This is a genomic window from Vreelandella sp. L-25 (assembly GCF_056857535.1).
The window spans coordinates 81,397-96,000 of sequence record NZ_JBSXNH010000058.1 but is presented as its reverse complement, the minus strand read 5'-3'; the positions used below and the strand labels follow the sequence as shown (position 1 = coordinate 96,000).

Sequence of the window (14,604 nt, the reverse complement as noted above, 5' to 3'; positions counted from 1 at the left end):
ATAAGCCGGGCTTAATCTGGAACCGTCGCGCCAAAAACACAAGCAACGGTTTCTAACGCTCGTGGTTTTCTGACGCCGACGCGTCGAGTCGCTCTGCCAAGCGCTTCTGGCGGCGCTTGTTGCGGTACATACGCACCAGCGCAATGACCAGTGCACACGCCACCATAGCGGCCAGCACACCGCCCTGCCAGGGGCGTGCGGCGTCGCCGAGGACGGTTTCGAGGGTAATGATGAGCGCCAGGCCAAGTGCCTGGGTACCTATGGCCAGGGCGCGCAGGGTGTCAAAAGAGGATTGCGGCATCGACATCTCCGTCATGTGAAGCGTGCATGGTATGGTTGCCCAGTGTACCTGCTTATCGGAACGACTATGAATGCCATTGCTCTCGGTCCACTGCTGATTTCCACTCCCCGCCTCTATGCGTTTGGCTGTGCACTGCTGCTTTTATTAAGCAGCCGCTTCCTGCTGGGGCTGTCTACCAAGCAGCATGGCCGCTGGTTTAATGGCTTGCTGGTGGTGTGGCTATTAGCAGCGCGCGTCACGTTTGTGGCCTTCAACTGGGAGAGCTACAGCGCCACCCCACTCGACGCCCTGAAGGTATGGCAACCGGGCTATCACGCGCTTGGTGGGCTACTTGCCGGTTTACTGTGGACCGCCTGGACGCTGCGTGCACGTCTGCTGGCGATGATCGGCGGACTCGCCATGACGGTGGGGGCCGTTAGCCTCTGGTTAGTGTTGGTCACGCTGGCCCCGCTAGGCCAGCAATTTGCCGTGGCATCGCTGCCCGACGTCACCCTGGAAGATCTCGATGGAAACGCGGTTAGTCTCTCCTCGCTGACGAATCAAGATGAGCTCATTATCGTGAATTTATGGGCCACCTGGTGTCCCCCCTGCCTGCGTGAAATGCCGCTGCTGGAAGAGGCCGACCAGCGCGAGGGCGTTACTGTCGTGGTGGCCAATCAGGGCGAGGACTTACTACCTATCGCACGCTACCTAGACGAGCAGTCGCTGAGCTTTCGCTACCCGTTGCGCGACCCACAGCAAACCCTAATGGCCCAGTTTCAAGCCCCAGGCCTCCCCACTACTGTGCTATTTGACCAGACAGGCAAGACGCTGGACGTTCATGTGGGAGAGCTCACTCGAGCGCAGTTAGAGCGCTGGTTAAGCGATTGACCACGATAGACCTTAATACCCCCGCTGCTTTGCGTTAGAATCCCCCGCCCTGTTTGCCACTGGTGACCTGCCCAGCGGCGCACGACCGATTTTGACGACTTCCTCGAGGCATCATGAGCGATTTTTCTCCCGGCCAGCGCTGGATTAGCGACGGCGAGGCTGAGCTTGGACTCGGCACCGTGCTTAACTGCGACGCCCGTAGCGTTACCATCTTGTTCAGTGCCAGCCAGGAAACCCGCACCTACAACACCCGTCAAGCACCGCTCACCCGCGTCATGTTCGGCAGCGGCGACCGCGTGCTCTCTGCCGACGGCTGGCAGATGATCGTTGATGACAGCAAAGAGACCCGCGGCCTGATCACCTACATTGGTGAAGATAGCGAAGGCAACCTGCGCGAACTGCCTGAGGCGAAGCTGGCCGACACCATGCAGTTTGACCAAGCCCGTGACCGCCTGCTGACCGGTCAGGTAGACCGTAACGACTGGTTTGATCTGCGCTTTCGTACGTTGCACCACTATCAGCGCATTGAGCAGCACAGCGCGCTGGGCTTTGCTGGGCCGCGTATTGATCTCATTCCCCACCAGCTCTATATCGCCGACGAAGTGGCCGGACGCCATGCGCCGCGGGTACTGCTGGCCGACGAGGTAGGCCTGGGCAAAACCATTGAGGCGGGCTTGATTCTCCACCGCCTGCTGCTGGCAGGCCGGGTAGAGCGCGCGCTGATTCTGGTGCCCGACAGCCTGACCCACCAGTGGCTGGTAGAGCTGCTGCGCCGTTTCTCACTAAACGTGACACTGCTGGACGAGCACCAGAGCCAAGCCCACGGCAGCACCAACCCGTTCGAGAGCGCCCAGCTCGTGCTGGCCAGCCAAGGCTGGCTGTTCGCCAACATTCATCGCCAGGACCAAGCCCTGGCCAGCCGCTTCGACCTGCTGATTGTCGATGAAGCGCATCACCTGGACTGGAGCCCAGAAAGCAGCGGCCCCGGCTACCAGTGCGTGGAACAGCTCGCCTCTGAGATCCCGGGCTTGCTGCTGCTCACCGCCACGCCAGAACAGATGGGGCTGGAGAGCCACTTCGCGCGCCTGCGCCTGCTGGATGCCGAGCGCTACCACGATATCGAGCGCTTCAAAGAGGAGGAGCAGCACTACGTGGCGGTGGCCGAGGCCATCGATGCTCTCGAGGAACTGCCCCAGACCGCGAGCGCCCGTGAACGCGTCGCCGCCGTAGCCGACGACCGAGATAGCCAAGCGCTGCTCGCCACGCTGTGCCACCCAGAGGCAAGCCCTGAGCAGCAGGACGCCGCCCGCGCCCAGCTGCGCGATGCACTGCTCGACCGCCACGGCACCGGCCGCGTGATGTTCCGCAACAGCCGCCGTCACGTAGGCGGCTTCCCCGAGCGACGCCTGCATTTAGCTCCGCTCGAACTGCCGTCGGCCTACCGCCGCGTGCTGCGCCGCCTGGAGCGCGACGACGACTATTTGGACGAGCTGCTGATCGAAACCGGCATGGACCACCCGGATGTACTGATCTACCCGGATGCCATGTACCGCGAGTTAAGCAACGATCCGCTGAACACCGAGTCCTGGTGGCATATCGACCCACGCGTCAACTGGCTGCTGGAAAAACTCAGCGACGACAGTGAATCCGGCTTTGCCAACGACAAAGTGCTGGTGATTGCCCACCATCGCGAAACCGCCGAAGGGCTCGCGGAGGGCCTGCGGGTCTTGGGCGGCTACCATGCGCCAGTCTTCCACGAAGGCCTGTCACTGATAGAGCGCGACCGGGCCGCCGCCGCGTTTGCCGATGAAGAGGATGGCTGCCAGGTGTTGGTGTGTTCCGAGATAGGCTCCGAGGGGCGCAACTTCCAGTTCTGCCGCCACTTGGTCATGTTCGACATGCCGCAGCACCCCGACCAGCTAGAGCAGCGTATTGGCCGCCTTGACCGGATCGGCCAGCGCCACGCCATCGAACTGCACGTGCCTACGTTTACCGGCAGTCCCGGCGAGCGCTTGCTGCGCTGGTACCACGAAGGCATGGACGCGTTCAGCGCGCCCCATGGGGTGGGCAGCGACCTGTTCGATGCCTTTGGAGATGCCCTGGCCGATGCGCTGCTCGACGATGAAGCGCTCGACGAGATTATCGAAGAGACGCGCGAGATGTTCACTGCCAAGCTCGCCGAGCGGGATGCGGGTCGCAACCGCCTGCTGGAGCTTAATGCTTGCCGCCCAGCACGAGCACAGCAGGTGATTGAGGCGGTACGCGAGCTGGACGAGGACCCGGCGCTGCCCCGCTACGTGGAGCGCGCGCTGGATATCTTCGGCGTCGATAGCCAGGAGATCGGCAATGGCCTGCTCTACCTTCAGCCCAGCCAGCACATGCTGGATGGCCTGCCGGGGCTGGTCAAAGGCGAAGAGGGCTTTTCCGCCACCTATAGCCGCGCTCAGGCGCTGGCGCGGGATGATGTTCAGCGGCTCTCCTGGGAGCACCCGCTGCTGCGCGAAATGATGGGCCGTATTCTCGACGGCACCATGGGCAACACGGCGCTGGCGCTGCTGCGCCACCCGGCGATCCCCAGCGGGCGCTTAATGGCGGAACTGGTGTTCCGCACCCACTGCCCGGCACCCAAATCGCTGCACCTGAACCGCTTTTTGCCACCCACCGCCGTGCGGGTACTGTTGGATGAATCAGGGGCTAACCTGACCAGCAAGATCTCCTTCACCGGGCTGGGCAAAAATCTGCAGAAGGTGAACAAGTCGCTGGCGCGGGACTTGATCAAAAGCCGCCATGACCAGTTACGCGAACTCCTCACCCAAGGGGAAGGCGAAGCCGAACGGGAGCTGCCGAGCATTGTTGAGGCCGCTGAAACCCGTATGCGTGCCCAACTGGATGCCGAGCTGGCCCGCCTGACGGCGCTGGCAGAGCACAATCCGGCAGTACGCAGCGAAGAGCTGGAAGCGCTGAAACAGGAGCGCCAAGCACTGAGCAACGCGATTGAGAATACCCGCCTGCGGCTTGACTCCGTACGGGTCATTATCACCATCGACCCGAACGCTTAAACCAGGCAAGTACCCGCTGGTGGCGCTATAAAATCGCCGCCAGCGCTTGCTTCAGCGTCGGGTACTGGAAATGGAAGCCTGCCTCGCTCAAGCGCGCCGGGCGCATATCCGCACCGGTAAGCAGCAGTTGTGACATCTCCCCAAAGCCCGCTTTCAGCACGAACGCGGGCACCGGAAACATGGCCGGACGATGCAATTGCTTGGCCAGCGTTTGGGTAAATTCAACGTTGGTCACTGGGTGGGGCGCGCTGCCGTTAAAGGTACCTGACAAGGTCGGTTCGTTGATCAGAAACATAATCGCCGCCACCAAGTCATCCCGGTGAATCCAGGGCATGAACTGCTGACCATCACCAAACCGCCCGCCTAGGCCGAGTTTGAACGGCGGCAGCATTTTCTGCAGTGTACCGCCCCCCGCTTCGAGCACCAGCCCAATACGCAGAATCGCCAGCCGGATGCCCATCGTCTCCACGGGCTTGGCCGCCGCTTCCCACTGAGCGCACAACCGATGCGCGAACTCGTCATGGGGCGTGGTGGATTCATCCACCACTTTGCTGCCCTGATCACCGTAATAGCCCATGGCCGAACCGCTCACCATCACTTTCGGTAAGGGCTGACCATTGGCCGCCAGCTGCTCACAGAGCGCAATCAGCTGCTGAGTACTTTCCACCCGTGAACGAATCAGCCGCTCTTTCTGCTCGGCGCTCCAGCGCTTTGCCGCGATGGACTCCCCCGCTAGGTTTACCAACGCATCCGGCGGTGTATCCACAAAGGCTTGGGCACTATCACGGATATCGCATGCCTTGGGTAGTTTTCCCCGCACGTCGTGGGGCGTGCGAGATACCACCTGTACATCGTGCCCCTGGGCAATGAGCTGTTGGCAGAGCCGTTGGCCTACAAAGCCGCTTCCCCCGGTAATTAATACCCGCATGGTGTCACTCCTTTGGCGTTGGACGTCACTTGCGCCAGCGTAGTCGCCACTACTGATCCATCAGATGGTTGATATCAAAAAGTGGTCACCGCACCGTCGCGCACGTTGCATAGCGCTTAATTGTACAATATTTATACATAACTGCTACAATAAATTTAGTTGAGCACTACCTTACTCGCGAGGATTTATGGCTGAACCGGCAAGTGTAACCTTCACTCCCTCCACCGCGCCCACCTTTGCGAGCAAAGTTGCCGACTGAACAGTATGGCCACTTCGATCATGTGGTGATCAGCGCGCCGCCTCCCCAGGCAAAAGCGCTGCGGGCAGTCAGTCATTCTTATACAGCGAGCGCGGTTTATGGCTATACGGCGGCAGCTTTCGTGGCAGCCGCGTGGAGGATGCATGGCTCTCCGATGACGAGTTGGGAGAGGCATTATTAGGCCGGTCGGTCTAATGGAAGCTAACGCGAGGCTACACCCAAAGGGACACAGCAAAGGTTGTACCTAGTAGCCACAAGTTGTACAAAGGTGCCTATAATAGCGTGACCCTATCTAACCGATTAGGTGCTATTCAGCAAACCGCTACACGACTAAGTGGCCTAGCGCCGAACTGGCGCGACAACACGGCCACCGCAATTATTGACAGACCCCTGCAGCGCTTGTTGCAGGCAACCAAGAGGCAATGGCGCCCATGAGCAACAAGGCGACCCACCCACCCGATACCCCGCTCTATCCGATTCGGGAAGTTTCCCGCTTAACGGGTGTGAACTCGGTCACCCTGCGCGCCTGGGAGCGACGCTACGGATTAATTCGCCCACAGCGGACCCCTAAGGGTCACCGGCTCTATGCCCAGGACGATATCAGCCGTATTGAACGCATTCTCCAGTGGCTCAACCGAGGCGTGCCGGTCAGCCAGGTCGCCGACCTGCTTGACCAGCCCGAAACGGTAGAGGCCCCCGCCCCAGATGCCGGGGACTGGTCTAGCCAGCGCCAGCAGCTTCTGGCGGTCATTGAAGCCGTCGACCTTCCCAAGCTGGAAGCGCTCTACCATCAAAGCCTAGCGCTCTATCCGCTAAGCGTGGCGATTAACGAGCTGTGGCAGCCCGTCATTCTGACCCTAGAAGCTAAATGGGCGGCGCAGCCAGATGATTTGGTGCGCCGCACCTTTGAGGCCTTTTTGCGTAGTCAGGTGGGTACTCGCCTGCACTACGCCAACCAGGCAACCCGCGGCCCGCTGATTCTGCTCAGCGCCATGCCCGACGATCCTGGCCCGCTGTGGGTACTGATGAGTGCACTGATGGCCAGCGAGCAGGGCTACCGAGTCCAGCTGTTTGATCATTCGCTGGCACTCGAAGACCTTGCACAAGCGGTGTCTCGCCTGCACTCCTCAATGGTTCTGCTCTCTAGCGGCCAGCGGGAATGCGACAACTATATTCGCGTAGCGCTACCCAAAGCCGCTGAAGCGCTGGGCGTGCCTATCGGCGTATGCGGTGAAGTCGCGCGCCTGCGTGAGAACGATCTGCGCGATGGTCCTGTTCATATGCTGGGCGACGATCTACCCCAGGCGATCGCCCGGCTACGCCCTCTTCTGCGTGAATCAGGCATTCTTTAAGCGTACGAAAAGTCGCCACCCTAAGGACTTTGCATGAACCTGCAGCTTGTTTGGTTTCGCAGCGATCTACGTATTCATGACAATTCCGCACTCGCCGCCGCTGCCGCCAAAGGGCCGGTAGTGGCGGTTTTTTTGCGTAGCATTGAGCAGTGGCGTGACCACGGCCACGGCGCAAATAAGCTCGATTTCTGGGCGCGTGGTGTTAGCGCGCTTAAGGCCTCGCTCAATGGCTTGAATATTCCGCTGTTGCATCGCGATATTGGGCGTTTCGACGACGCCCCCAAGGCGCTTTTAGAGGTTGCCCGCGAACATGGCATCAAGCAGCTCCACTTCAATTATGAGTATCCGCTGAACGAGCAGCGCCGCGACCAGTCGGTACTGGAGGCTTTTCAGCAGGTCGGTATTACCGCCCAAGGCCATCACGACGCGGTGGCGTTTGCCCCCGGTACCTTGCTGACAGGCAAAGGCGACTACTACGGCGTCTTCACCCCGTTTTCAAAAGCGTGGCACAAGCAAGTTACCGCCGAGCAGTTAGCCCTGCGCGACACGCCCAGCGCGCAGTCACCGCTAGCCATTGACAGTGATCCATTACCAGCACTGCCAACGCTAGAGGATGAGCCGCTGGATGGGCGTCTCTGGCCTGCGGGTGAAAATGCTGCCAGCGATAACCTTGAGCGCTTTTTACGCTTTCGGGGGCGTCACTATAAAGATCAGCGTGACTTTCCTAAGGTGCGCGGCACGAGCGAGCTTTCGCCCTACTTAGCGCTGGGCGTTATTTCCCACCGCCAGTGCCTGCAAGCGGTCATGAGCGAAAATGGCGGGCACCTTGCCGATGGCGATGCAGGCCTTACCACCTGGGTAAACGAACTCATCTGGCGCGAGTTTTATCAGCATGTCGCGGTCGGCTTTCCTCAGGTATGCCGCTACCAGCCGTTTCAAGCGCACACCAAGCAGTTGCAATGGCGGGATGACGACGAAGGGTTTGCCGCCTGGTGCGAAGGCCGCACCGGTTATCCGATTGTGGATGCCGCCATGCGCCAGCTAGTGACGACCGGCTGGATGCACAATCGTCTGCGAATGATTACGGCCATGTTTCTCAGCAAGCATCTGCTGATTGACTGGCGGCGGGGCGAAGCCTTTTTTATGCGCCACTTGGTCGATGGCGAGTTTTGCGCCAATAACGGCGGCTGGCAGTGGGCAGCCTCAACGGGTACCGATGCGGCACCTTACTTCCGCATTTTCAACCCCACGACCCAATCCACGCGCTTCGACCCAGGCGGCGAATTTATTGCTCAGTGGCTACCCGAGCTCAAGACGTTGCCTGCCAAAGCGCGCCATGCGCCGCCTCAGGACATGCTCAACCCGATTGACTACCCAGCGCCCATCGTTGACCACAAAGCGGCTCGCCAGCGGGCGCTGGATGCCTTCAAAGCGCTCTCCAAATAACGTTAACCTCAGCACCTCTCCATAGCGGCGTCCCGCCGCTATTTTAGGCGGTGCAGCGCTAGCAAACGTTAGCTTGGCACCGTGGCTACTTCCAGCACAGGCCGTCATCTGGGCAGCGCTCTGCTGGGGCATCAGCCGTTACATTCAGCGTTTAGCCGCTAGCGATTAATTAATATGCGCCTTCTGCCTGCGTTAGCGGTGCCCAGCGCTGCTCAAGCTCGGCGGCGGGCATCGGTTTAGCAAAGTAAAATCCTTGTACCAGGGTGCAGCCTGCTTCTACCAGGAACTGACACTGGGCCTGGGTTTCGACTCCTTCGGCGATCACTTCCAGCCCCATGCCTTTTGCCATGGCCAGTACCGCTGTAACAATCGCGGCATCTGCTTGGTCGTTGGGCAACTCGCTAATAAAAGCGCGATCTAATTTAATTTTATCTACTGGTAGCCGCTTCAAATATCCCAGCGACGAGTAGCCGGTGCCAAAGTCGTCAATAGCGATTGAGTAGCCAAGCTCTCTTAGTGCCTGCAGACGTGGCCCCATGTCCCCTGCTCGTTCGTCTAGTAACACCGATTCGGTCAGCTCCAAACCAAGTTGTGACGGCTCTAGCTGGTAACGCTCAAGACAGGTGGCTAGCTGGGTTTCTAGATCGCCCTGAAAGAGCTGAAGGGCAGAGATATTGACCCAAACAGTGGTCTTCGGCATGCCGCTATTTTGCCAATGCGCTTGCTGAGCACAGGCCTTTTCGATCACCCAACTGCCTAACTCTGCCATCAAGCCGTGACGCTCGGCCAGGGGAATAAACTCTCCCGGCGATATCATGCCACCTTTGGGGTGACGCCAGCGCAGCAGTGCTTCCATACCTACCAACTCACCGCTACCGGGATGGTGTTGGGTTTGGTAGTGAAGCTCTAACTGGTCACCGGAGATCAGCGCGGCACGCAGGTCGCTGACTAATGCTAATTGGGGATTATCCTGTTTATCCAGCGCGGGGCAAAACCGCAGGCTGTGGTTGCGACCCAGCCGCTTGGCGCTGTAAAGCGCTGACTCTAAACGCTGAAACAGCACGCTGGAATCTTGACCATCTTCCGGCGCACGGCAGCTACCAATGGTGAGGCCTAATCGTAGCGACTGTTCATTAATCTCGAAGGGGCGGCACATATGGTCGCGCAGATTCCCTAGCCACTTGTCGTGGTCATCAAAGGTGGTGGTGCGAATCACCATAAACTCATCACCACCCAGCCGCCCCACTACGCTTCCCGCCATATAGCTGGTGAGCCGCTGGGCAAATCGAGCCAGCAGCCGGTCGCCCTGCTCAACGCCTAAGCTATCGTTAACCGACTTAAGTCCGTCAATATCAATCAACGCCATATCCAAGCTTTCACCTGCACGCAGGTGGCGCAGCCTGGACGCCATTAAGTCATGCAAGCGACGCCGGTTAGGTAGGCCTGTTAGCGGATCTTCATAGCCGATACGCCTTAAATCGTTCTCACGAGCTTTTTGTGCCGAAATATCGGAGAACCAGCTGATAAAGTGGGTGATTTTGCCTCGCTTGTCGGTGACGGCACGCACTTTGAGCCATTCAGGGTACTCATCGCCATGTTTGCGACGGTTCCACATTTCGCCTTCCCACCGCCCAGTGGCTTTTAGGGTGCTCCAAAAGTTTTCATAAAACGCTTTGTCATGGCGCTGAGCCGCCAGGGTGTCTAGTTTTCGGCCTATCATCTCTTGGCTTTCATAACCGGTAATTTCGGTAAACGCCGGATTCACCGCTAGCACACGGTTTTGGACATCACTAATGACCACCGCATCACCAGACAACCCCAACGCATCCTGTGAAAGGCGCAGGCGCAGACGCTGCTGACGCACTTGGTTCCAAGCATCCCACAAGCCTAAAGTAACGAAGCTAGCCGCGACCATACGCAGCGCCGCACCGGGGATCCACACGCAGGCAGGTAGCGCCATCAGCGCCACCCATACCAACGGGCGATTAAGAGAGACAGGCAGCCACATGGCGATTCTTGTTGTCCTGATCAGTCACTAACAAAAACAAACGATGACGACATCATGCCGTCTCACTAAAATCTTGGATAGAGCATATTACGTCAATACACCGTTTATTGGGCGAATTCACTAATCCGAACAACACAATAAGGCAACCTGGATTATCGGCAACCCATTAAAAAGTGTTAGAACGTTACGATAAGCCGCTCGCGACGTGCATTCAGCGGTTTCGGGAAGTAGACTAGGCGCAACAATCATCTTCATACTCGGAACGACTCAGTGACCAAGCAACATTCCTTTGATCGCGAAGAACTGCTGGCCTGCTCGCGCGGCGAACTATTTGGCCCCGGCAATGCACAGTTGCCAGCTCCTAACATGCTGATGCTTGATCGCATTAAGCACATTCACGAAGAGGGCGGTGAGCATGGCAAGGGCGAACTGATCGCCGAGCTGGATATCACACCTGATCTGTGGTTTTTTGATTGCCACTTCCCAGGAGATCCAGTGATGCCCGGCTGCTTAGGGCTTGATGCGATGTGGCAGCTGGTGGGCTTCTATCTGGGATGGCTTGGCCATCCTGGCCGTGGCCGTGCGCTAGGCTGTGGCGAAGTGAAGTTCAGCGGCCAAATTTTGCCCGATGCACAAAAAGTGACGTATCGCATTAATATGAAGCGCGTCATCACTCGTCGGCTTATCCTAGGCATTGCTAACGGCACCGTGTCCGTTGACGGACGCGACATCTACCAGGCTAATGACCTGCGCGTTGGCCTATTCACCTCCACTGCGAATTTCTAACAGGAGGCTCCCATGCGACGAGTGGTAGTCACCGGCCTTGGCATCGTGTCGTGCTTAGGTAACGACCAGCAACAGGTCCTAGACGCGCTCAAAAACGGGCGCAGCGGTATTCGTTTTAAGGAAGAGTACGCTGAGCGTGGCTTCCGTAGCCATGTAGCAGGCAGCGTTGATATCGACTTGGACGCGTTAATCGACCGCAAACTGCGCCGCTTTATGGGCGACGCAGCAGCCTATGCGTATGTCTCCATGGCTCAAGCAGTCGAAGACGCCGGGCTAACTGAAGCCCAGGTTTCTGACGTGCGTACGGGGCTGATTGCAGGCTCGGGGGGGGCATCAAGCGCCAACCAAGTTGAAGCTGCCGACGCCATGCGCGAGAAAGGCCTGCGCCGCGTAGGCCCCTACCGTGTTACCCGCACCATGGGCAGCACAGTGTCTGCGTGCTTGGCAACGCCGTTTAAAATCAAAGGTGTGAATTACTCAATCTCTTCCGCCTGCGCAACCTCAGCTCACTGTATCGGCAATGCCATGGAGCAGATCCAGCTAGGCAAGCAGGACGTCGTCTTTGCTGGCGGTGGCGAAGAGGAGCACTGGACGCTGTCGTGTCTGTTCGACGCCATGGGTGCTCTCTCTACGCACTATAACGACACGCCTGACAAGGCTTCTCGCCCCTACGACCAGGCGCGCGACGGCTTTGTGATCGCTGGCGGCGGCGGCATGCTGGTGCTTGAAGAGCTGGAGCATGCCAAAGCTCGTGGCGCGAAGATTTACGGCGAGCTGGTGGGCTATGGCGCAACGTCTGATGGCTACGACATGGTGGCTCCCTCTGGCGAAGGTGCTACACGCTGTATGCAGCAAGCGATGGCGACCGTGCAGGGCGATATCGACTATATCAATACCCACGGCACCTCTACGCCGGTTGGTGATATGGCTGAGTTGAAGGCCATCCGCAATGTGTTTGGCAACTCAACGCCTGCTATGAGCTCGACCAAGTCGCTAACGGGCCACTCCCTAGGAGCAACAGGCGTACAAGAAGCCATCTACTCACTGTTGATGATGCAGCACAAGTTTGTAGCTGCCTCGGCAAACGTTGATCAGCTGGATGAGCAGGCCGATGGCTTCGATATTGTGACCCAGCGTCGCGATAACGTCACCATCGACCGCGTGCTGTCTAATAGCTTTGGCTTTGGCGGTACGAACGCTTGCTTAGTCTTCCAGCGCTATAACGGTTGATCAGCACTTAAGCAGCATAAAAACGGCGCCTTTCGAGGCGCCGTTTTGCGTTATAAAACGATTAGCGAGACGCTGGCCGTGGCACCTCTGAAATTTCCTGTAGCTGACCCTCTATCCAAGCCTCTACATCTTCCAAGACTTCATCGGGCGTACGCCCGGAGGTCTCAATGGGCTCTCCAATGCGCACCCGCAGTACACCCGGGCGCTTGACCCAGTGACGACCAGGCCAGCGCTCACCGGCATTGTGAGCGACGGGAAGCACCGGCACACCGGCTCGGCAAGCAACGACACTACCGCTTTTGTTATAGCGCTTGCGCACGCCAGGATCTACCCGCGTGCCCTCTGGGAAAATCAGGACAGACAGGCCAGTGCCCAGGCGTTCGACGCCCTGCGTCAGCACCTGTTTCATGGCTCGCGCGGGCTTGGAGCGATCCAAACTGATCGGGCGTAGCAAGCGCAGCCCCCACCCAAAAACGGGAATGCGCAGCAGCTCGCGCTTGAGCACGGTGCACACCGGCGGCTTCATCACCTGCAGAAAGAGCGTCTCCCACTCACACTGGTGATTGGCTTGAATGACGCAGGGCCCTGACGGGATATTTTCCCGCCCCTGAATCTCATAGCGCACACCGCAGGCAATGCGGAACCACACCATCAAGAAGTAGTTGTAGAGATTCAACAGCCGATAGCGAGCCGCCAGTGGCAGAAACGGTGCGATGGGTAAAAAAAGCACCCCAATGAGCAGCATGGCAGTGAAATAACCTAAATAAAACAGCAGGCTGCGACCCACATTGATCAAACTGACTCTCCTGTCCCAACGTCATCACGCTGCTGGTCACGGGTTAAGCACCACGCATCTAGCATGCGTCCCACTTCCAGCCGCCAAGGTTTTTGATGCACACCAAAAACATCCAACACTCGACGGCAGTTTAATACCCGACGCAGCTTGGCGTCGTGATGATGATTAAGGGCCTGTATCTCCCCTAAATCAATATGTTCGCCACGCCCTTCTAGGTGAGTGGCCAGCTGAGTACGCACCATTGATGTAAAAGTGAACGCACTGACCGGCTCAGTGCCCGCCAAATGATAGGCTCCCCAGGCGTCAGCGCCGCAGGCCTGCTGCTGTAGCATGCCAATCAACGCCATGGCGACCGCGTCGGCAGAGGTGGGGCAAAACACTACGTCCTCTGCTGCGCGCACCGTCTGCCCCGTGATAAAGCTGTCGATAATTTCACTTAGCCAGGCGTGGCTACCTTCCAACGCAAACAGCGGCCCTAAGCGCACAATCAGATGGCGATGGTATTCGGCACGGATACGATCGCCTGTTTGCACCAATCGACGCAAACACTCATCACGTGGGGCAGGCACGACATGCTCATCAATCGGGATATCAAATCCCTCTTCATAGAGCTGATCCGAGACACACCACACCAGCGCCACGTCTTGGGCTTGGCAGGCATCCACACAGCGATCAACGGCATCCGCATGGGCTTTCACCTCGGCGGGCGTCATGCTCAGCGGGTGCGCCAGCGGGGGAATGAGCACCGCATCGGGCGCTATCGCCTGTAGCTGACTCGGCGAAACAGCAAGGCCTTGCTCAATGACTAGCTCGGTATCCGCGCGCCGGCTCGCTTCACGGGCTAGCGCTAAACTTAAGCAGTGCCCGGCATCTAGTATCAGCAGCTTCAAGACAGCCTCTCCCCCTCAACCCAAAACCGTGGCGGCAACTGCGCCACGCATCGACGAACGTGTGTAAGGTACTTTCTAGAACGGAATTTCGTCGTCGAAATCATCAAAATTACCCGGATCGGGGGCGCCATAGCTGTTGTTTTGGTTATTCGGTGCCGGCTGCTGCTGCGGCGCTGGCTGTCCACCTCGCTGAGGGGCCCCACCCTGAGGCGGGTAGCCGCCCTGCTGGGGCAGGTTTTGGCCATAGTTCTGTTGAGGAGGCGCTTGCTGAGCCGGGGCCTGCTGAGCGTAGCCACCCTGCGGGGCACCACCGCCCTGGAAGTCGCCGCCACGGCTATCCAGCATTTGCATATCGTTAGCCACGATCTCCGTGCTGTAACGATCTTGACCGTTCTGGTCCTGCCATTTGCGCGTTTGCAGGCGGCCCTCAATATACACTTTTGAGCCTTTTTTAAGGTACTGCTGGGCGATTTCAGCGGTTTTGTTGAATAGCACCACGCGATGCCACTCGGTGCGCTCCTGGCGCTGGCCACTTTGGCGATCCATCCAGGTATCGGAAGTGGCTAGGTTTAAGTTTGCTACCGCTGTGCCAGAAGGGGTGAATCGCACTTCAGGATCTTGGCCCAGGTTGCCAATCAAAATAACTTTGTTAATACCGCGCGCCATGAGGTCGCTCCTT

General features: G+C 58.6%; 12 protein-coding genes. 6 read left to right on the top strand and 6 right to left on the bottom strand.

Features of this window, described 5'->3' with window-relative positions:
- Positions 1 to 52: 52 nt before the first annotated feature.
- Positions 53 to 301, bottom strand: a complete 249-nt coding sequence (locus AC13CN_RS07035; RefSeq protein ID WP_058579851.1) for a hypothetical protein — start codon at positions 299 to 301, stop codon at positions 53 to 55.
- 66 nt (positions 302 to 367) lie between these two features.
- Here AC13CN_RS07035 and AC13CN_RS07030 point away from each other — a divergent pair, with 66 nt between their 5' ends.
- Both AC13CN_RS07030 and rapA read left to right on the top strand, forming a co-directional pair.
- Positions 368 to 1,171 carry a TlpA family protein disulfide reductase gene (locus tag AC13CN_RS07030; protein ID WP_062363398.1) on the top strand — a complete coding sequence of 268 codons (804 nt, stop codon included), beginning with the start codon at positions 368 to 370 and terminating at the stop codon, positions 1,169 to 1,171.
- Between the two features lie 113 nt (positions 1,172 to 1,284).
- On the top strand, positions 1,285 to 4,230 hold the full coding sequence (rapA, locus tag AC13CN_RS07025) for an RNA polymerase-associated protein RapA (RefSeq protein ID WP_062363402.1): 2,946 nt from the start codon (positions 1,285 to 1,287) through the stop codon (positions 4,228 to 4,230).
- A 25-nt stretch (positions 4,231 to 4,255) separates the two neighbouring features.
- Here rapA and AC13CN_RS07020 read toward each other — a convergent pair whose 3' ends face one another.
- A complete protein-coding gene (locus AC13CN_RS07020; RefSeq protein ID WP_062363407.1) occupies positions 4,256 to 5,158 on the bottom strand; it encodes a TIGR01777 family oxidoreductase in 903 nt (300 codons plus the stop codon).
- 690 nt (positions 5,159 to 5,848) lie between these two features.
- On the opposite strand from AC13CN_RS07020, the gene AC13CN_RS07015 reads away from it, so the two are divergent.
- Together AC13CN_RS07015 and phrB are read left to right on the top strand one after the other, a co-directional pair.
- A complete protein-coding gene (locus tag AC13CN_RS07015; protein ID WP_201786213.1) occupies positions 5,849 to 6,769 on the top strand; it encodes a MerR family transcriptional regulator in 921 nt (306 codons plus the stop codon).
- A gap of 33 nt (positions 6,770 to 6,802) precedes the next feature.
- Positions 6,803 to 8,215 carry a deoxyribodipyrimidine photo-lyase gene (gene phrB, locus AC13CN_RS07010; RefSeq protein ID WP_044630325.1) on the top strand — a complete coding sequence of 471 codons (1,413 nt, stop codon included), beginning with the start codon at positions 6,803 to 6,805 and terminating at the stop codon, positions 8,213 to 8,215.
- Between the two features lie 169 nt (positions 8,216 to 8,384).
- On the opposite strand, the gene AC13CN_RS07005 is transcribed toward phrB, so the two are convergent.
- Entirely contained in the window at positions 8,385 to 10,223 is a 1,839-nt protein-coding gene (locus tag AC13CN_RS07005) for a putative bifunctional diguanylate cyclase/phosphodiesterase (protein ID WP_213262451.1), read from the bottom strand.
- 270 nt (positions 10,224 to 10,493) lie between these two features.
- Here AC13CN_RS07005 and fabA point away from each other — a divergent pair, with 270 nt between their 5' ends.
- A complete protein-coding gene (gene fabA, locus AC13CN_RS07000; RefSeq protein ID WP_054640890.1) occupies positions 10,494 to 11,009 on the top strand; it encodes a 3-hydroxyacyl-[acyl-carrier-protein] dehydratase FabA in 516 nt (171 codons plus the stop codon).
- Between the two features lie 12 nt (positions 11,010 to 11,021).
- A complete protein-coding gene (gene fabB / locus AC13CN_RS06995; RefSeq protein WP_172515213.1) occupies positions 11,022 to 12,239 on the top strand; it encodes a beta-ketoacyl-ACP synthase I in 1,218 nt (405 codons plus the stop codon).
- A gap of 61 nt (positions 12,240 to 12,300) precedes the next feature.
- Here the strand turns inward: fabB and AC13CN_RS06990 are convergent, their stop codons facing one another.
- The 3 genes from AC13CN_RS06990 to ssb all read right to left on the bottom strand — a co-directional run bounded on the left by AC13CN_RS06990 (position 12,301) and on the right by ssb (position 14,591).
- Positions 12,301 to 13,035: a lysophospholipid acyltransferase family protein gene (locus AC13CN_RS06990; protein ID WP_062360475.1), complete on the bottom strand. Its 735-nt coding sequence runs from the start codon at positions 13,033 to 13,035 to the stop codon at positions 12,301 to 12,303.
- Positions 13,032 to 13,925, bottom strand: coding sequence for a sugar nucleotide-binding protein (locus AC13CN_RS06985; protein WP_062360473.1), 894 nt, complete (start codon positions 13,923 to 13,925; stop codon positions 13,032 to 13,034). Before AC13CN_RS06985 ends, AC13CN_RS06990 begins: the two co-directional genes overlap by 4 nt.
- A 75-nt stretch (positions 13,926 to 14,000) precedes the next feature.
- Positions 14,001 to 14,591: a single-stranded DNA-binding protein gene (gene ssb, locus AC13CN_RS06980; RefSeq protein WP_062360470.1), complete on the bottom strand. Its 591-nt coding sequence runs from the start codon at positions 14,589 to 14,591 to the stop codon at positions 14,001 to 14,003.
- Positions 14,592 to 14,604 lie beyond the last annotated feature (13 nt).

What these genes read in the sequence shown, in the direction of transcription:
- AC13CN_RS07015 (WP_201786213.1), top strand. Translation starts at nt 5,849, where the DNA reads ATGAGCAACAAGGCGACCCACCCACCCGATACCCCGCTCTATCCGATT.
- AC13CN_RS07030 (WP_062363398.1), top strand. Translation starts at nt 368, where the DNA reads ATGAATGCCATTGCTCTCGGTCCACTGCTGATTTCCACTCCCCGCCTC.
- AC13CN_RS07005 (WP_213262451.1), bottom strand. Translation starts at nt 10,223, where the DNA reads ATGTGGCTGCCTGTCTCTCTTAATCGCCCGTTGGTATGGGTGGCGCTG.
- AC13CN_RS07020 (WP_062363407.1), bottom strand. Translation starts at nt 5,158, where the DNA reads ATGCGGGTATTAATTACCGGGGGAAGCGGCTTTGTAGGCCAACGGCTC.
- fabB (WP_172515213.1), top strand. Translation starts at nt 11,022, where the DNA reads ATGCGACGAGTGGTAGTCACCGGCCTTGGCATCGTGTCGTGCTTAGGT.
- rapA (WP_062363402.1), top strand. Translation starts at nt 1,285, where the DNA reads ATGAGCGATTTTTCTCCCGGCCAGCGCTGGATTAGCGACGGCGAGGCT.
- phrB (WP_044630325.1), top strand. Translation starts at nt 6,803, where the DNA reads ATGAACCTGCAGCTTGTTTGGTTTCGCAGCGATCTACGTATTCATGAC.
- AC13CN_RS07035 (WP_058579851.1), bottom strand. Translation starts at nt 301, where the DNA reads ATGCCGCAATCCTCTTTTGACACCCTGCGCGCCCTGGCCATAGGTACC.
- ssb (WP_062360470.1), bottom strand. Translation starts at nt 14,591, where the DNA reads ATGGCGCGCGGTATTAACAAAGTTATTTTGATTGGCAACCTGGGCCAA.